This is a genomic window from Janthinobacterium saanense (assembly GCF_014200675.1).
In the GTDB taxonomy this organism is placed as follows: domain Bacteria; phylum Pseudomonadota; class Gammaproteobacteria; order Burkholderiales; family Burkholderiaceae_D; genus Janthinobacterium.
Map to the genome: position 1 here is coordinate 159974 of NZ_JACHCI010000014.1, position 17394 is coordinate 177367.

A 17394-nucleotide genomic window follows, 5' to 3' on the forward strand; every position below is an offset into this window, starting at 1 on the left:
TTTACTTTTCAAAGCGCTTTGAACTATACTCATTTCAAACCCAAAGCGCTTTGAATTCAAAATAAGACGCCAGCCGACCAACCAGCAGCGCTCGCCCTGATAGCCGATGCTACAGGCACTTTTAGAAATCACCCATGCCAACCATCCCAAACAATACCGCCCATTTGCCCACCGACTGGTGGCGCAGCGCCGTCATCTACCAGGTGTATCCACGCAGCTTCCTCGACAGCAATGGCGATGGCGTGGGCGACCTGCCCGGCATTACGTCCAAGCTCGATTACATCGCCGCCCTGGGCGCCGACATCGTCTGGATTTCGCCGTTCTTCACTTCGCCGATGAAGGACTTCGGTTATGACGTGGCCGATTATTGCGACGTCGATCCGCTGTTCGGCACCCTGGCCGACTTCGACCGCCTGGTGGCCCGTGCCCACGCACTGGGCCTGAAAGTGATGATCGACCAGGTGCTGTCGCACTCGGCGGACAACCATCCCTGGTTTGTGGAAAGCCGGACCAGCCGCGACAATCCGAAAGCCGACTGGTATGTCTGGGCCGACCAGAAGCCCGACGGTACGGCGCCGAACAACTGGTTGTCGGTGTTTGGCGGTTCGGCCTGGCAATGGGAACCGCGCCGCGGCCAGTATTATCTGCATGACTTCCTCGCCAGCCAGCCCGACCTGAACTTCCACAACCCGGCCGTGCAGCAGGCGCAACTGGACAATCTGCGTTTCTGGCTGGAACGCGGCGTCGATGGCTTCCGCTTCGACTCCTGCAATTTCCCTTTTCACGACGCCCAGCTGCGCGACAATCCGCCAGCCCCGCTGCGCGACGCGCGCTCGGTGTCGGCCGTCAATCCCTACGGCATGCAAGCCCACGTGTACGACAAGACCCAGCCGGAAAACATCGCCTACCTGCAGCGCGTGCGCGCCGTGCTCGATGAATACCAGGCCATTTCCATCGGTGAAATCGGCGCCGATGACGCGCTGGCCGCCATGGCCGACTACACCTCGGGCGGCGACAAGCTGCACATGGCCTACAGCTTCAACCTGCTGACGGAAGAATTCTCGGCCACCCATATCCGCACCCAAGTCGAGCAGTTCGAAGCCAAAGTGGCTGGCGGCTGGGCCTCCTGGTCGGTCGGCAACCATGACAGCGTGCGCGTGATGACGCGCTGGGGCGGCCAACAAGCCGCGCCCTCGCTGGCCAAGGTAGTGCTGGCGGTGCAGGTCGCACTGAAAGGCACGCCTTGCCTGTACCAGGGCGATGAACTGGCCCTGACGGAAGCGGACCTGCCGTTCGAAGCGCTGCAAGACCCGTACGGCATTCCGTTCTGGCCGCAATTCAAGGGCCGCGACGGCTGCCGCACGCCGATGCCCTGGGTGGCTGGCGCAGCGCACGGCGGTTTCAGCACCGCACAGCCATGGCTGCCGGTGCCACCGGAACACCTGGAACGCGCCGTCGATGTGGAAGAACAGCATGGCGATTCGCCGCTGCGTTTCGCGCAGAACATCCTCGCCTGGCGCCGCACCCAGCCGCAATTGCTGAGCGGCGAGATCAGCTTCTTCGATGCGCCCGAGCCAGTGCTGGCCTTGCGCCGCGATTTGCCGGGCCACCCTACCGTGCTGGCCGCCTTCAATCTGGACACCGAAGCGGTGACGTTTGACTGGCCCGCCGCAGCGCAGGCAGCTGAGCTGACCGGTCACGGCTTACCCGCCAGCAAGCAAGGCGCGCAGATCACCCTGCCCGCCCATGGAGGCTGGTTCGGCACGCTGGCTTAAGAACGCCAATTACAATAATGAGCCCCGCGTTTCAGCGGGGCCGGATTGAAGACGAGGGACACAATGGCAGGACTGAAATTAGTTGGTTTGAAGAAGGCATACGGCGAGGTGCAAACCCTGCACGGCATCGACCTGGAGATCGCCGATGGCGAATTCATGGTCTTCGTGGGCCCCTCCGGTTGCGGCAAATCGACCTTGCTGCGCAGCATATGCGGCCTGGAAGAAATCAGCGGCGGCGACTTGTATATCGGCAAGACGCGCATGAACGAGGTGCCGCCCGCCAAGCGCGGCATCGCCATGGTGTTCCAGAGCTATGCCCTGTACCCACACATGAGCGTGGCGCAAAACATGGCTTTCGGCCTGAAGCTGGCCGGCATGAGCAAAATAGAGATTGCTGACGCGGTACAGCGCGCCGCCCAGATCCTGCGCATCGAACCCTTGCTGGAACGCAAACCCAAGGATTTGTCCGGCGGACAGCGCCAGCGGGTGGCCATCGGCCGCGCCATCGTGCGCAAACCCGAGGTGTTCCTGTTCGATGAACCGCTGTCCAACCTGGATGCGTCCCTGCGCGTGCAGATGCGCATCGAACTGGCCAATCTGCACCGCGAATTGCGCTCCACCATGATTTACGTCACGCATGACCAGGTCGAGGCGATGACACTGGCCGACCGCATCGTCGTGCTCAACGCGGGCCGCATCGAGCAGGTGGGCGCGCCACTGGAACTGTATCACCACCCCGCCAACCTGTTCGTGGCCGGCTTCCTCGGCTCGCCGCGCATGAATTTCCTCAAGGGCAAAATCTACAGCCATGCCGATGGCGTGGCAACGATTGCCACCGCCGCAGGTGGTCTGCTGCAGGCGGTGCTGTCGCAGCCACTGGCCAGCGGCACGGCCGTCACCCTCGGTGCGCGGCCCGAACACGTGCAAGCCTGCGTTCCAGACACGAACGCTGCGGCCGGTGCCACCATCACCGCCTCGGTGCAGGCGGTGGAAAAGCTGGGCGACATCAGTTATCTGTACGTGCAAGTGCCCGCTGGCGATGAGCCGCTGGTGGTGCGCGCCGACGCCGATACGGACTGGCGCATCGGCCAGCAAGTGGCGCTGCAAGTGCCGGCCAGCCGTGTCCATGTGTTCGACGAACACGGCCAGACCTGCACCTGATCTTTACGGGCCAGGCGCTACGGGCGCCGCCTGGCCTCGTTTTAACTATATAGCCCAGACCCACCATTATAAAAATACAACTGGAGATAAGCATGTCCTTACTGCACGCGAAACGCAGCTTCATCAAAACCACCCTGATCGCCGCCGCACTGGCCGGCATCGGCAACCTGGCTGGCGCCAGCCTGGCGCAAGCGGCCGAACCTGGCACCTTGCTGATTTGGATCAATGGCGACAAGGGTTATAAAGGCCTGGCCAAGGTCGGCGAAGAATTTACCAAAAAGACCGGTATCAAGGTCGTGGTCGAACATCCGGAAGATGCACCAAATAAATTCCAGCAAGCAGCCGCTGCCGGCAAGGGTCCGGACATCTGGATCTGGCCGCACGACCGTATCGGCGCCTGGATCGATGCCGGCTTGCTGCAACCGATTACACCGAGCAAGGAAGCGCGCAACGCCATCGTGCCGCTGGCCTGGAACGCCTTTACTGTGAGCGGCAAGACCTGGGGCTACCCGATCTCCATCGAAGCCGTGGCCCTGGTCTACAACAAGGACCTGGTGCCGGTGCCGCCAAAAACCTTTGAAGAAATCGCCGCGCTCGACAAGAAACTCACAGCCCAGGGCAAGAAAGCCATATTGTGGGACTACACCAACACCTATTTCACCTGGCCACTGCTGGGCGCCGGCGGCGGTTTCCCGTTTGAAGTCAAGGGCGACGGCCGCTACGATGGCACGAAAACCGGCGTCAACAATGCAGGCGCTGTTGCCGGCGTGAACGTCCTCATGAACCTGATCAACAGCGGCGCCATGCCCAAGGGCGCAGGCTACGCTGAAATGGAAGCCGGCTTTAACCAGGGCAAGATCGCCATGATGATCAATGGTCCATGGTCGTGGGACAACGCGCGCAAGTCGAAAATCAATTTCGGCGTGGCGACCATTCCTACCGTTGCCGGCAAGGCGGCCACGCCCTTCGTCGGCGTGCTGGGCGCGATGATCTCGAAAGCCAGCCCGAACAAGGACCTGGCGACGGAATTCCTGGAAAACCAGATGCTGCAAGTCAATGGCTTAAAAACCATCAACGCCGATGTTCCGCTGGGCACGCCGGCCAACAAGCAGCTGTTCGCGGAATTGAAGACCAATCCGAACATCCAGGCCACCATGGAAAGCGCGCAAGCGGGCCGCCCGATGCCGAACAACCCGGAAATGGGCCGCTTCTGGTCGTCCATGCAGTCGGCGCTGGAAAACATCACGCAAGGCCGCCAGGCGACCAAGGTCGGCCTGGATGCCGCAGCCAAGCGGATTACCACGGCGAATTAAGCACCAACAAGGGCCAAGCCCTGCGGGAACGGCATGCGCGTCCATGACGCGCGTGCCTCCGGCTCTTTCACCATCTTCACAGGTATCCCATCGTGCGCAAGTTTATCGGCCCTACCATATTGACCATCAGCATGGCGCTGGGTCTGTATCTGCTTTTCATGTTGTACATTTCCGGCCAGACCATGCTGGCCGCCGTCTTCCTCGGCTTGCTGACCCTGACGACCTTTGTCTTCACCTCGCCGCGCGCCTACGCCTACCGCTATCTGTTTCCCGGCATCACGGCGGTCATCGTCTTCGTGCTCTTGCCGATTGTCTATACGGTGTCGATCGGCTTTACCAATTTCAGTTCGCGCAACCTGCTCACCTACGAGCGCGCCACGCAATACCTGCTCGACGAGACGCAGCGCGTGGAAAGCAGCGGCTACGCGCTCACCGTGCATGCCGACAAGAATGAATACCGGCTGCGCCTGGAAAGCCCGGACACGGGCGAAGTGCTGCTGAGCGAGCCGCTGGCTCTGAAACGCGCCGTGCCGCTGACGGTGGACGTGGCGCCGGCCGACCCCGTGCAAACGCCCGTACTGGCCCCGGCCCTGCCCATCAAGGACATCATCGCCCTGCAAAAAGACTTGAAGCTGCTGACCCTGCTTATGCCCAACCGCATCGAGCTGCGCATGGTGGGTTTGCGCGAATTCGGCCCCGTGGCCCACGTCTACAAGCAATTGCCCGACAACACCTTGAAAAAGATCGCCACCGGCGAAATCATCCGGCCCAACCTCAAGACGGGCTTTTATGAAATGCCGGACGGCAGCAAGCTGGAACCGGGCTTCAAGGTCAATGTGGGCTTCGCCAACTTCGCCAAGATTTTCTCCGATGAAGCGTTCCGCGGCCCTTTCCTGCGCATTTTCGTGTGGACCATCGTTTTTGCCGTGATCAGCGTGATCACCACCACCGGCCTGGGCATGGCGCTGGCCGTGCTGCTGAACTGGGATGCGCTGCGCTTCCGCGGCTTTTACCGCACCCTGCTATTCCTGCCGTATGCCGTGCCCGGCTTTATTTCCATCCTGGTCTTCAAGGGCTTGTTCAACAATAACTTTGGCGAAATCAACCTGGTGCTGAACGCCTTGTTCGGCATCAAGCCTGCCTGGTTTTCCGACACCACCCTGGCCAAGGCCATGATTTTGATCGTCAATACCTGGCTCGGCTACCCCTACATGATGGTGGTCTGCATGGGCCTGATCAAGGCGATTCCGTCCGACTTGTACGAAGCTTCGGCCCTGGCCGGCGCCGGACCGCTGACGAATTTCTTCAAGATCACCCTGCCCCTGATCATCAAGCCGCTGACGCCCTTGATGGTGGCCAGCCTGGGCTTTAATTTCAACAACTTCGTGCTGATCAGCTTGCTGACCGGCGGGCGGCCCGACTTCCTCGACACCACCCTGCCGGCCGGCACCACCGACTTGCTGGTGTCCTACACCTACCGCATCGCGTTCGAGGATTCCGGCCAGAACTTTGGCCTGGCTGCCGCCATCTCGACCCTGATCTTCTTCCTCGTGGCCGCGATTTCGCTGGTCAATATGCGCCTGACGCGCATGAACAAAGCATAAAGGACTGGCCATGGCTATCGTTGTTGACCGTTCCAACCGCTGGCGCATCCTGGCGGCCCATGTTTGCGTGATCGCGCTGATCGCGCTGGTGATGTTTCCCTTCCTGATGATCTTGTCGATCTCTCTGCGCCCCGGCAATTTCGCCACCGGCAGCCTGATACCGCCGGAAATCAGTTTCGAGCACTGGCGTCTGGCGCTGGGCATGTCTTACCAGGCGCCCAACGGCAGCCTGGTCGAACCGGATTTCCCGGTGCTGCTGTGGCTGTGGAATTCGATCAAGGTGGCGACCATGAGCGCCTCCATCACCGTGCTGCTGTCGACCACCTGCGCTTATGCGTTTGCCCGCATGCAGTTCCGCTTCAAGTCGCAAACCCTGGGCGCGCTGATGCTGCTGCAGATGTTCCCTGCCGTGCTGGCGCTGGTCGCCATCTACGCCATCTTCGATGTGCTGGGCAGCTATGTGCCATGGCTGGGGATCGATCACCACGGCAGCCTGGTGCTTGCTTACACGGGCGGCATCGCCCTGCATATCTGGACCATCAAGGGCTATTATCAAACCATCCCCATCGAGATCGAGGAAGCAGCCAAGGTCGACGGCGCCACCCAGTGGCAAGCGTTTGTCTACGTGCTGCTGCCGATGACGGTGCCGATCTTGATGGTGGTGTTTTTGCTGTCCTTTATCGGCGCCATCATCGAATACCCTATCGCTTCCGTGCTGCTGCATGAACAGAAGCAGCTGACCCTGGCCGTCGGATCCAAGCTGTTCCTGTACGAGCAAAAATACCTGTGGGGCGACTTTGCGGCAGCGGCCATCCTGTCTGGTTTGCCGATCACGGCGGTATTCCTGCTGGCGCAAAAATGGATGATCTCGGGCTTGACGGCCGGCGGGGTAAAGGGATAAGCAGGCATATACCAGGCATGCACAAGCTTATTACTTAAAATTCTATTAAGCATAACAACTTGGTAATAACCTCATGGCACAATGGCTGCGCACTTCACCCGGAACAGCAACGCAGACCATAGAAAACGGAGACACCATGAGAATTGAAACCCTGGCCGTGCATGCCGGCTACAGCCCTGATCCGACCACCAAGGCGGCCGCCGTCCCCATCTACCAGACGGTGGCCTACGCCTTCGACAATGCCCAGCATGGCGCCGACCTGTTCGACCTGAAAGTGGCTGGCAATATCTACACGCGCATCATGAACCCCACCCAGGATGTGCTGGAAAAGCGCGTGGCGGCGCTCGAAGGCGGCGTGGCCGCGCTGGCCGTCGCCTCGGGCATGGCGGCGATCACCTACGCGATCCAGACCATCGCCGAAGCGGGCGACAATTTCATCTCCGCCAGCCAGCTGTATGGCGGCACCTACAATCTGTTTGCCCACACCTTTCCACAGATCGGCATCGAGGTGCGCTTCGCCGATGCGCGCCAGCCCGAGACCTTCGCCGCCCTGATCGATGCACGCACCAAGGCCATCTTTTGCGAATCAATCGGCAACCCGCTGGGCAATGTGACGGACGTGGCCAAGCTGGCCGAGATCGCGCACGCGCACGGCATCCCGCTGATCGTCGATAACACCGTGCCCAGCCCCTATCTGCTGCGCCCGATCGAACACGGCGCCGACATCGTGGTGCACTCGCTGACCAAATACCTGGGCGGCCATGGCACGACCGTGGGCGGCGCCATCGTCGACAGCGGCAAATTTCCGTGGGCCGAGCACAAGGAGCGCTTCAAGCGCTTGAACGAGCCGGATGTGTCATATCACGGCGTGGTCTACACGGAAGCGTTTGGCCCGGCCGCCTTCATCGGCCGCGCGCGTGTGGTTCCGCTGCGCAATATGGGTGCGGCTATTTCGCCGCTGTCCGCCTTCCAGCTGCTGCAAGGGATAGAAACCCTGGCGCTGCGCATGGACCGCATCTGCGACAACACCCTGGCCCTGGCCAAACACCTGAAAAACCATCCGAAAGTCGCCTGGGTCAACTACGCGGGCCTGGAAGACCACCCGGACCACGCGCTGGTGAAAAAATACCTGAACGGGCGCGCTTCGGGCATCCTCTCGTTCGGCCTGAAGCTGCAAAGTGATGAAGACCCGCGCGCCGCAGGCGCCCGCGTGCTCGACGCCCTGCAACTGTTCACGCGCCTGGTCAATATCGGCGACGCCAAATCGCTGGCCACCCACCCGGCGTCCACCACGCACCGCCAGTTGAATGCCGAAGAACTGGCCAAGGCCGGCGTCTCCGAAGACATGCTGCGCCTGTCCGTCGGCATCGAGCATATCGATGATTTGCGCGAGGATCTGGAGCAGGCGCTCAACGCTGCTTAATTTTTAGCGTTGCAACACCTGACAAAACCGTAGCGAGCGGAAGGAAGAGGTGGCTAAGAAGCGCAACCGTACGCAGGTACGGTGAGCATCGCAGGCCGCCTATACCGACGCGCAGTAGGTTTGGTCAGGTGTTCTTAAGGCCGTAGCGCGATGCTGGCTTGCCGCTACGTCCGCCGGCAAACAAGGCCAGGCGGGCGGTATCAAACTGTTCCCACAGGGTCTTGTCTTCCACCGAAGGCAAGGTCACCAGTTCGCCCTGGTCCAGGCCCGCCAAAGCCGCATCGACGCAGTCTTGCGCGCTCATCACGGTAGCCTGGTCCAGCTGCGCCAGCGGCACGCCACTCAAGTCCCACAATTCCGTCGCCGTCGAAGCGGGCAGCACCAGTTGCACGGTGATGCCCGTGTCCGCCAATTCCTGCTGCAGGCCGCGCGTGAAATTCATCACATAGCCCTTGGTGGCGCTGTAGACCGTACTGATCGGCAAGATGTGCAAGGACAGCACGGAAGCGATATTGATGATGGCGCCATGGTTACGCTGCTTGAATTGCGGCAGCACGGCGTACGTCAGTTCCGTCAGCGCGGTGACATTCACCTTGTCCATGGCGTCGACCTTGTCCTTGGTCGTGTCCAGCACGGGCGCCAGGGTCGAGACGCCCGCGTTATTGACCAGCATGGTGATCGAAGGATTGGTTTCCAGCTCGGTGGCCACGCGCGACACATCTTCAGGCACGGACAGGTCGGCGGCAATCGCGCGCACGGCCACGCCGTATTTTTCTGCCAGCGACTTGGCCAGCACGCCCAGGCGCTCGACGCGGCGCGCCACCAGGATCAAGTCATGGCCACGGCTGGCCAGGCGGTCTGCATAGACGGCGCCCAGGCCCGACGAAGCGCCCGTGACGACAGCGGTACCCAGTGTATTGACTGAACTCATGATAATTCCTTTAAAAATGTCGATAAAGTTAAGCATGATGAACATCATGCTTTAATGCGATAAACATGACAGTCATCATGCTTAATGTCGCAAGCATGACGCACATAATGTATGATGTCAACAAAAATCACGTCATTACCGGGAGGACGATATGCGATATCCAGCAGCCGAGACGGCAGAAAAACACCAGCGCATCCTGACACAGGCGGCGCGGCTGTTCCGCGAAAAAGGCTTTGACGGCGTTACCGTCGGCGAAATCATGAAGGCGACGGGCTTGACGCACGGCCCCTTCTACAACCACTTCGCCTCGAAAGAAGCGCTGATGGCGGAAAGCACCCTGCACGGCTCGGCCCATTCGCGCGAGGGTCTCGCTGCCGCCACGGCCAGCCCGGAAGCGATGCGCGACTATGTGCGCGATTACGTCAGCATCGAGCACCGCGATGGCCCTGGCGAGGGCTGCGTACTGGCCGCGCTGGCTGGCGAAGCGCGCAAGCAGCCCACCGTGCGCCCCGCCTTCACCTTCCACCTGAAAAACGTGATCGGCAAGTTCACGGCACATTTCCCGTGGAAGAAAAAAAGCCATCCCCGGCAAGACGCCATCGTCATGATGTCGGCCATGGTGGGCGCCGTGGCACTGGCGCGCGCGGTGGATGACGCGGCGTTTTCGGAAGAGATACTGGCGGCCGTCAGAAGCGCGTTTACCGACGAACCGTCATGAGCAATTGCGCCACCCGCCCTACCCTGTCCTCTACCGTGCCTTTGACTTCAACATAAGCGATGCCGCGCCGTTCCAGCTCGGCCTGATACCAGCCATGCTGGCGCAGGCGGAAGCCGTCGTCGCGGCGCGTGCCATCCTGGATGAAGGGAAAATCGGGGGCGCACAGCAGCACCAGATCGTAAGCATGGCTGGCCGCGTCAGCCAGGCCGGCCAGTTCGGCCTCCGCCTTGCCAAACATCTCGATGCAATAAAAATACGTGGTCAGCGGCGAGGTGTCGCAAAACAGCCAGCGCCGCGCCTCGCGGGCCGCCACCGCTTCGCGCCGCAGCTGTTCCCGGCCTATCTTCAGCAAGTCGTCGTAACTCAATTCCCCATCCTGGCTTTCCCACAGTTCGCGGCCATATTCGGCCACCCAGCGGGTGTCGAAATATTGGGCCAATGCCGCAGCCAGGGTGGTCTTGCCGCTCGATTCGCCACCCAGCACACATACCCTCTGCACGAAACTGGCGTACACGTTCGGCGCCAGGAAAGCGCTGTGGGCATACGGGTCTTGCCGCACCTGCGTGCCCGACACGGGCACCAGCTTTCTTGCCTGGTCCACGCTCACATGGGCCACTTCGCCATGCGCATAATGCTCGCCCAGCACGCGGGCAAAACCGGGGCCGTACTCTTCGCTGGTGAAGACCGCATCGACCGGCGTGCCCAGCACCGTCCAGCATAGCCAGCCCATGAAGTGACGGTGCACATCGCCGTCTTCATCGTTGTGGGGCAGCCGGCGAGGCGCCACACCGCGCGCGGCGCACAGCCGGGCCAGCCGCGCGTCATCGAGCACGAGTATCGTCGCTTGCGGGAATTGCGCTTGCAGCCAGCCGTTCCTGCGCGCCGGTTCATAACCGGGGAATTCCGGCTTGGTGTAACTGACCACCAGCAGCGATGCACACGCTGCTTGCGCGCGTTCTATCAACAGTTCGTGCCCCCTGTGCAGCGGGCAGAATTTGCCGACGACCAGGCCGCGTTTATATTGAGTTGGTCCTGCCCTGCTCATGCGTAAGCGTCCTGCAAATCCGAGCTGTATTGAATGATCTTGTCTTCCGCCAGCAAAGCTTCAACGGTGATGGGACCGAAAAAAGGCGCGAGCAAACCACGCGCCTGATCGGACTGCGGCATGGCGCCCGGCGACAGCCGCAGCTCGACGGCGCCATCGGCATATTGATGTACTCCAAACAGGGCGATGGCCAGCGGTTTCAAGGCGTGTGTGATATCGATGTTATTGATCCACTCGCCGGTACTGGTCCGGTAGCGCAGCGGGCTGCGCCCGGCCAGGCCTACCAGCACGGGGCCATGCGGACCATGGACCAGCGAGGCGTAATCGCCGGTGCGGTAGCGTAGCAGCGGCAGGCAAAAATTGAAGCCACCCGTGACCGTGATTTCACCACGCTCCCCATCGGGCACGGAGCGGCCATCGGCATCGAGGATTTCCACGTACAGCCGGTGCTGCAGCAGCACATAGCCGCCCGCCTGTTCATCGTAGACAGCCACCGGCCCCACTTCATTGAGCGAGTAAATATCGAGCACGGGGCAGCCAAACCGTTCTTCCAGGCGCGTGCGCATGCCGGGCAAGAGCATCATCGACACGGACAGCAGCGCGGCCGGCTTGTGCGCCATCGGCAGGGTCAACAGCTCGGCAAACGAAATCGGGTCGCCGGCGAGCAGCTCCGGCGCCATCGCGTCCAGATAGCGCGCACGGTCGTCGGGGTGGCGCCAATCGTCCACGTGCAGATTGATCTTCGCCAGGCCCGATTCATTCATGGTGGGCGTGACGGAGACATAGGTAAAACAGCGGCGCTGATGGCCCAGCAGCATCACGCCCACCTGCCCCGCGCCATGGCGCAGGGTCACGCCGAAGCGCTGCAATGCCCGCTTGTGGTAAGCCAGGTAGCGCCCCGCCACCAGCGGGTGCGAGGCGATCAGCAGCGGATGGCCGGTGGTGCCGGTGGTCTGGAAATTGATCATGCGCGCCAGGTCCACATTGTCCGGCACGAAGGCGGCGATATCGTGCGCCAGCTCGGCGCGGCTGATCGGCGCCACATCGGCCAGGCGCCCGGGTGGCGAGCCGCAAGCCTGGTAGTGCGGCACCGTGGCATAGGTATGGGCGATAAAAGCCGGCAGCCACGCTGGCGGCGCATCGCTGCTCCAGCCTATCGACGCCTCCATCACTTCGCGCTCGTACTCGCGCAGCGCCGCCACTTCCTCGGCCAGCAGCTTGTTGCCGCTGCGGTTGCGGTACACGGGCGCCGATGGATGGCCGCGCAGCCGCGCCAGCATCTGCACACCCGCCTGCGTCAGGGTCGGGCAATAATCGCGGTCAAATTCCCATGCCCCGCCCGGCAAATTCCAGTCCAGGCTCATTCGCGCGACCATTTGTCGGCCGATTCCTCGGCCGCCTTCTTCGCCAACGCTTCGCGTATCTCGCGTGCGCGCTGCTCGGCCAGCCGGCTCGCTTCGAGCAGGCGGCGCCGCTCGCTGCCGCTGATGGCGGACAATCTGTCCGTCGCCTGGGCCAGGCTTTCATCGCGCGGCCGAAAACCCAGGCGCGCCAGCACGATGCGGGCCAATTCTTCGCGCCGCTCCGGGTCTTGCGTGTACTGGTGGGCCGGCGTGGCCGCCGCCAGCTCGCGCACCGCCTCGCCCAGCACCTGCAGCAAGGCAGGCTGCTCCAACTGCTGCGTGACAAACCAGTCGTCGGCCAGCAGCCAGCACACGATCATGGCCAGCGCCAGCCGGTTGCGGTCCGCCTTCACTTGCGCACCCACGAAGCCCTGCAAGGAAGCGGCAGGCGCACGGGCGCCATGCAATAGCAGAATGTCGTTGACCAGCGCCGCCACGGACACCGCCTGCGCGTTGACCACGCCGGCGATGCGCGGTTCGGCCAGGAATTCGACGGGGGTGTCGGCCAGGCGGTGGGTGAGTATTTCAAGTAATGGGCCAGGATTTTGCATTGTTTTTTTCAATTCAAGCCCAAGTGCACATGCTGGGGTCGGACCCTAAGGGTCCGACCCCAGATTCTGCCCTTGGGTTGCTACACATAGTGCCGCCGGCTAAACACCCGCGCAAATTCCAGCAAATCTTCAAAGCGCTCGACGGCGTGGATGTCCCAGCCCTGTTCGCGGCGCGCGCGTTGCAAGTCGTCGTAGATTTTCTGCATCCATTTATTCGTGCTGCCACCGTCCCAGTCACGTGCCAGGTTCAGGGCCATGGTGCCGCCCGCCCCGCCCTTTTCCAGGGCCTTCGCCGCGATGTCCCAGCCGCTGTTGCCCAGTTCATCGTGGTCGAACATGGTGGTGATGCCGTCGTCGGAAATCATCAAAATGTGGGCTGGCCGCTCGCGGCGGGCTGCATAGGTCTGGCGCAGGCAGTGGATGGGGAAACAGGTGGCACCACCGAAAAAGCCCGTCAGCACGCCCAGTATCGCATCTTCATCGCGCACGAAACCCGGCGTCTGGATCACTTCGCGCTTGCCGCTCCACAAAGTCACTTGCACGCTGGCGCCAGCGCGCAGCGCAGACAAGGCAATCACGGCGCCAGCCAGGGTCAAAAACGAGGTGTGCTGCTGCGGGTTGGGCATGGAGCCGGAACTGTCCACGTACATATCCAGGTCGATGGGCACCCTGTCGATGGCGCGCGCCGCTTCGCGCCCGTAGACGCGGCGCACGGTCGTCACGCCAGGTACGGGGCGCGGCGACAGCATCAGCGATTGCAGCCAGTCGATTTCCTCGAGAGGGTCGCCGACCTCCCACGCTTCCAGCCCTTCCATCTGCGGCTCCGGCGATTCGGGCGCGGGGCGCGTGGGAAAGGCTACCAGATGCGGCAAGGCCCGCTCGCGGTAGTAGCGGATGGCGATTTCATGGTCGCTCAGATGCACGCCCGAAGCCTTCAGGATCTCGCCCAGCTCGAACGGTTCGCGCAGCTGGCCACCGCCTGTCCTGGCCGGTGCGTCAAGGGCAGGCTCTTGACCATCGAGGCCTGAAATGCGCCGGTCGTGCACGGGATGGATGGCGCCGTTCTCTTCATCGTCTTCGATCTGCTGCGCGCCATAGGTCTGGCAGCCGCGGGCCGCGTCGCGCGTGTCATGCAGGTAGCGGCCAGGGTGCAAGGCATCCGCATTATCAATCCCATCGTCCACCAGATACGGCAGCAGCAGGGTGGCGAAGCGGCCCGCCGCCAGCATCCAGTCATTCGCGTACACGCGTATCAGGCGCGCGCCCAGCCAGGCGTCGGTTTCCAGGCGCTCGTCCATGCTGGCGCCACCCAGCTCGCCCTTTTCCAGCTGCCACAGCTGTTCATAGATGCGCATGTAGAGGGTCCATACGCCGCGGGTCTTCTCGGCCTCGTCCTTGTTTTGCGCCAGCTTGCGGTAAATATCGGCCATGCGCAATTTCGCCTGGCGCTGCAGCCTGTCATTGATAAACAAATCCGTGTACAGATTGGCCACCATGGGCGCATGGTGCTCCAGGGTCGGCAAGGCGCGGCGCATGCGGGCCAGCAGGCGGAACTGGTCGCTGGCACTGCCCGGCGCCAGGATATGGTGGCCGATTTCATGAGCGAGAATTTCCACGGCATAGGCGTCCAACCCCAGCTTGCTCACCAGCGGCAAGTCCACCACCACGCTCTGGTCCAGCAAACGTATCATGGCAAGGCTGCCGGACAAGCCCTGCTTGCTCGCCTCGACATGGCTGGCGCACAGGCTGGGATCGCGCAAGCGCGTAAACTTGCTCCACACGGCCAGCGCTTGCGGCCAGGCGGCGCGCCAGTTATCGATCAAGACGGTGTCGGCCAGCGTCTTCATGCCAGCGGCAGCAAACGGATTGCATGCGTGTACGGTGATGTGATGGCCACGGTATGTTCATTGGCGGCCAGCGCGATGTCAGCGGCTGGCAAGTCGAGCTCCATGCTGCGCGCACCGATATGCAAGGTCGCGCCATCGAGGCGCACCGGCGCTGGCAGCTGCGTCGATGCCTGCGCATATTCCTCTGCGGTGGCGCCATGCAGCACGGCGCCGCAGGCGTCGGCCACCAGCAGATAATGACGCTCGCCGCTCAACACGATAAAGCCATCGTGCGCGCCCCGCACCTGCGGCGGCGTGGCAAAGTCGCCGCCCAGGCCCGTAAAGGCACCGAACTCCCTGCCCTGCGCGTTGCCGCGCCATGGATTTTCCAGCAACTGCGTCCGCAGCTGCGGCCAGTGCGCGCATGGTTCACCTAAGGCGGCCAGCGCCAGATGCGGCGGCAAGCTATCGGCTGCCGTGATGGCGCCCAGGCGAAAATGCGCGATACCGGCGCGCCACGCCAGGACCTGGCCTACGGCGCGCAGCTCGGCCACGTTGCTAATCTGCGGCGCGATGGCAGCCATCTCCCGGCGCCACTGGGCGGGCCTGGCTCCGGCCACGCCGCCGAGGTGGATGGCGGCGTTACTGAGCATGCCCAGCACGGGCACCGGTGCGCTTGCCAGCAGCGGCGCAAACAAGGGTGCCAGCTCACGCCAGACGGTATTCAGGAAAGGATTTTTTGCCGCCGGGCCGGCCAGGCCATGCGCCACCAGTTCCAAGGCCATGTCGTAGGCGGCCAGGGTAAAACCGCCGGTCCGCTCGGGCGCCGCCGCTGCCACGGCCACGACTAATGGGTCGAGGCCATCGTGCAGAAAGGCGCTGAACTGCTGCATGTCGAGCGCAGGAAAACGCCGGCGCGCGTCCAGCGCACGCAGGTTGAACTGCGCGCGGCCACTGGCCAGGATGGAGGCGAAGACGGACGATATCATCGGGCTTGTTTCATCGTGCTTACTGAGAGCGCAGCCAGCTGCGGTAATTGGTATAGCGCTGGTGCAGATACTTCAGTTTCAACAGGTCGTCGTACAGGGGGCCGTACAGCTTGCGGCCCCTGGTGCGCTCGCCGATCAGCTTTTCGATGCGGTTCAAGCGGGCCAGGGTTTCGCGCTCGCCGAGCCCATCGAGGCCCAGTTCGAATTCGGCCGACAAGGCGCCAACCGGATCGTCGCGGTCCAGGTCCAGGCGGTTGAATTCATCGTTCGACAGGTCGAACAAGCGGCGCAGCCAGCCCAGCCTGTCGCTGCGGTAGGCGGCATTTTCAGGCAGCGCAAAAAATGGCGCGTCCGGGTCTGGCTGCAGCTTGTTGTGCAACACAAAAGGCAGCACCTGGCGCAAGTCTTCCAGTTCCACCTCGCCATTGCCCCGGAAATAAGCCATGGCCTTGGCGTAGATCAAGAGCGCCATCAGGGTACGCACAGAAATGCCGTTGAGGGTCTGGCAGCCCAGGTCCTTCAGGCGGTCGCGCCCATTGTCGGCCGCCTGCGCGGCGCTACGGTCGGCGCCAGACAAACGGGCCGTATCCTTGGTCATGTATTCAAACTGGCCGCCCGCCGTCTCGAACAGTTCGAACTGGCTGGCGAAAAACTCCAGCCGGCGGCGCACGGCGTCGGGCACGGCTACCTGGCGGATCGCCTCGCCTATCTGATCCACCTCGGTTTCCGTGAAGATGATCTCGGGCGGCACCAGTTCTTCGGGGCGCAGGTTTTCTTCCACCCTCAGCAGCAGCTCGTTCAGGAAGCGCGGATTGAAGGCCAGCGCTTGCACCGTGACGTCAACCCGGTCGCGCAGCGCTTCGATCACTTGATAGGTGCCGCCGCCCTGGTCGTCATTGGCCGTCAGATACCAGGCCGCTTCCGGGCATTCGTATATGTGATTGAGCACTTCCGCATAATTGTCGCCCATCACGGTGAGCAGCGCGCTTTGCGTGCGCGTAGGGATGCGGTTGTATTCATCGACGATCTTGACGCGCATGCCCAGCCACGCACGCCAGGCGATGCGGATATCGTCCATGCTTTGCGCGTTGACCAGGTCCGCCGGCAGCGGATTGCCCAGCAAATCGGCCACCGTCATTTGCGGATGGCCATGCTGCATGGCGCGTTTCACTTCTTTCACGCTGGACCCGGCCAGCACGCCCATCAAGAGGGCGCTGGCCGTCTTGCCACGTCCCGGCCCGCCGACAAACAGGCATTTGCGGCGGGTGGCAAACGTCAGCAAGGGCAGCAGGATAAAACTGGAATAGCTTTGCGCCGATGGTAAATTCAGGGTGCGCCGGCTGTCGCCCACCGAATAGGTTTGCGATGGCCCATCGTTGTACTCGATGTCGTAATGGGGACTGATGATGGCGTGGTTGACGATCCAGAAATAGGCCTGGCGCAGCTTTTCATCGAAAGGCCGTGCCGTACTCTCGCCGTCCCCGCTCAGGGCCACCGGTCCCTGGTACAGGTCCGCCACGTCGAACTGCCGCGCAAGGGGCGCGGCCTTGGGTTTGGTGGGGGCCTGGGACAGGCGCTGGAACAGATTAAAGGGAGGCATGGTTTGTTTTCAGAAAAGCGTAACATCCAACCCCAAACCAGGGACCGGGGTCGGACCCTGAGGGTGTATGGCCGGGACACATAGGTAACACTTGTCGGGAGACATGGGTAACACCTTTTATGATGATTGCACCGCCACAAACTGGAGCGTGCAA

General features: G+C 62.3%; 14 protein-coding genes. 7 read left to right on the forward strand and 7 right to left on the reverse strand.

Annotated elements, in window-relative coordinates; translation table 11 throughout:
• Positions 1-134 precede the first annotated feature (134 nt).
• The 6 genes from HDE72_RS18800 to HDE72_RS18825 all read left to right on the forward strand — a co-directional run bounded on the left by HDE72_RS18800 (position 135) and on the right by HDE72_RS18825 (position 8177).
• The gene (locus HDE72_RS18800; RefSeq protein ID WP_183743741.1) at positions 135-1775 is read left to right on the forward strand and encodes an alpha-glucosidase; all 1641 of its coding nucleotides are present in this window, start codon (positions 135-137) and stop codon (positions 1773-1775) included.
• Positions 1776-1838: 63 nt separating this feature from the next.
• Positions 1839-2936, forward strand: a complete 1098-nt coding sequence (locus HDE72_RS18805; protein WP_183743743.1) for an ABC transporter ATP-binding protein — start codon at positions 1839-1841, stop codon at positions 2934-2936.
• Positions 2937-3028: 92 nt separating this feature from the next.
• Complete coding sequence (gene malE, locus HDE72_RS18810) at positions 3029-4249, forward strand: maltose/maltodextrin ABC transporter substrate-binding protein MalE (protein WP_183743751.1); 1221 nt, start codon at positions 3029-3031, stop codon at positions 4247-4249.
• Positions 4250-4341: 92 nt separating this feature from the next.
• Complete coding sequence (gene malF / locus HDE72_RS18815; protein WP_183743753.1) at positions 4342-5853, forward strand: maltose ABC transporter permease MalF; 1512 nt, start codon at positions 4342-4344, stop codon at positions 5851-5853.
• A gap of 10 nt (positions 5854-5863) precedes the next feature.
• Positions 5864-6754, forward strand: a complete 891-nt coding sequence (gene malG, locus HDE72_RS18820; protein ID WP_183743755.1) for a maltose ABC transporter permease MalG — start codon at positions 5864-5866, stop codon at positions 6752-6754.
• Between the two features lie 136 nt (positions 6755-6890).
• Positions 6891-8177 carry an O-acetylhomoserine aminocarboxypropyltransferase/cysteine synthase family protein gene (locus HDE72_RS18825; protein ID WP_183743757.1) on the forward strand — a complete coding sequence of 429 codons (1287 nt, stop codon included), beginning with the start codon at positions 6891-6893 and terminating at the stop codon, positions 8175-8177.
• A gap of 124 nt (positions 8178-8301) precedes the next feature.
• Here HDE72_RS18825 and HDE72_RS18830 read toward each other — a convergent pair whose 3' ends face one another.
• Complete coding sequence (locus tag HDE72_RS18830) at positions 8302-9108, reverse strand: SDR family NAD(P)-dependent oxidoreductase (RefSeq protein WP_183743759.1); 807 nt, start codon at positions 9106-9108, stop codon at positions 8302-8304.
• 151 nt (positions 9109-9259) lie between these two features.
• On the opposite strand from HDE72_RS18830, the gene HDE72_RS18835 reads away from it, so the two are divergent.
• Positions 9260-9826: a TetR/AcrR family transcriptional regulator gene (locus tag HDE72_RS18835; RefSeq protein ID WP_183743761.1), complete on the forward strand. Its 567-nt coding sequence runs from the start codon at positions 9260-9262 to the stop codon at positions 9824-9826.
• Here HDE72_RS18835 and HDE72_RS18840 read toward each other — a convergent pair.
• From HDE72_RS18840 to HDE72_RS18865, 6 genes are all read right to left on the reverse strand, one after another.
• Positions 9807-10871, reverse strand: coding sequence for an AAA family ATPase (locus HDE72_RS18840; RefSeq protein ID WP_183743763.1), 1065 nt, complete (start codon positions 10869-10871; stop codon positions 9807-9809). The two genes, HDE72_RS18835 and HDE72_RS18840, sit on opposite strands and share 20 nt — an antisense overlap.
• Positions 10868-12247 (reverse strand): AMP-binding protein, encoded by a 1380-nt coding sequence (locus tag HDE72_RS18845; protein ID WP_260176797.1) that lies wholly within the window; start codon positions 12245-12247, stop codon positions 10868-10870. The genes HDE72_RS18840 and HDE72_RS18845 overlap by 4 nt, the downstream gene beginning before the upstream one ends.
• Positions 12232-12825, reverse strand: a complete 594-nt coding sequence (locus tag HDE72_RS18850) for a hypothetical protein (RefSeq protein ID WP_183743765.1) — start codon at positions 12823-12825, stop codon at positions 12232-12234. The genes HDE72_RS18845 and HDE72_RS18850 overlap by 16 nt, the downstream gene beginning before the upstream one ends.
• An 80-nt stretch (positions 12826-12905) precedes the next feature.
• Positions 12906-14672: a vWA domain-containing protein gene (locus HDE72_RS18855; RefSeq protein WP_183743767.1), complete on the reverse strand. Its 1767-nt coding sequence runs from the start codon at positions 14670-14672 to the stop codon at positions 12906-12908.
• Positions 14669-15640: a hypothetical protein gene (locus HDE72_RS18860; RefSeq protein ID WP_183743769.1), complete on the reverse strand. Its 972-nt coding sequence runs from the start codon at positions 15638-15640 to the stop codon at positions 14669-14671. Before HDE72_RS18860 ends, HDE72_RS18855 begins: the two co-directional genes overlap by 4 nt.
• Positions 15641-15659: 19 nt before the next feature.
• Positions 15660-17240 (reverse strand): AAA family ATPase, encoded by a 1581-nt coding sequence (locus HDE72_RS18865; protein WP_183743771.1) that lies wholly within the window; start codon positions 17238-17240, stop codon positions 15660-15662.
• Between the last annotated feature and the right edge of the window lie 154 nt (positions 17241-17394).

What these genes read in the sequence shown, in the direction of transcription:
- HDE72_RS18835 (WP_183743761.1), top strand. Translation starts at nt 9,260, where the DNA reads ATGCGATATCCAGCAGCCGAGACGGCAGAAAAACACCAGCGCATCCTG.
- HDE72_RS18830 (WP_183743759.1), bottom strand. Translation starts at nt 9,108, where the DNA reads ATGAGTTCAGTCAATACACTGGGTACCGCTGTCGTCACGGGCGCTTCG.
- malG (WP_183743755.1), top strand. Translation starts at nt 5,864, where the DNA reads ATGGCTATCGTTGTTGACCGTTCCAACCGCTGGCGCATCCTGGCGGCC.
- malE (WP_183743751.1), top strand. Translation starts at nt 3,029, where the DNA reads ATGTCCTTACTGCACGCGAAACGCAGCTTCATCAAAACCACCCTGATC.
- HDE72_RS18840 (WP_183743763.1), bottom strand. Translation starts at nt 10,871, where the DNA reads ATGAGCAGGGCAGGACCAACTCAATATAAACGCGGCCTGGTCGTCGGC.
- HDE72_RS18845 (WP_260176797.1), bottom strand. Translation starts at nt 12,247, where the DNA reads ATGGTCGCGCGAATGAGCCTGGACTGGAATTTGCCGGGCGGGGCATGG.
- HDE72_RS18860 (WP_183743769.1), bottom strand. Translation starts at nt 15,640, where the DNA reads ATGATATCGTCCGTCTTCGCCTCCATCCTGGCCAGTGGCCGCGCGCAG.
- HDE72_RS18850 (WP_183743765.1), bottom strand. Translation starts at nt 12,825, where the DNA reads ATGCAAAATCCTGGCCCATTACTTGAAATACTCACCCACCGCCTGGCC.
- HDE72_RS18865 (WP_183743771.1), bottom strand. Translation starts at nt 17,240, where the DNA reads ATGCCTCCCTTTAATCTGTTCCAGCGCCTGTCCCAGGCCCCCACCAAA.
- HDE72_RS18825 (WP_183743757.1), top strand. Translation starts at nt 6,891, where the DNA reads ATGAGAATTGAAACCCTGGCCGTGCATGCCGGCTACAGCCCTGATCCG.
- HDE72_RS18855 (WP_183743767.1), bottom strand. Translation starts at nt 14,672, where the DNA reads ATGAAGACGCTGGCCGACACCGTCTTGATCGATAACTGGCGCGCCGCC.
- HDE72_RS18800 (WP_183743741.1), top strand. Translation starts at nt 135, where the DNA reads ATGCCAACCATCCCAAACAATACCGCCCATTTGCCCACCGACTGGTGG.
- HDE72_RS18805 (WP_183743743.1), top strand. Translation starts at nt 1,839, where the DNA reads ATGGCAGGACTGAAATTAGTTGGTTTGAAGAAGGCATACGGCGAGGTG.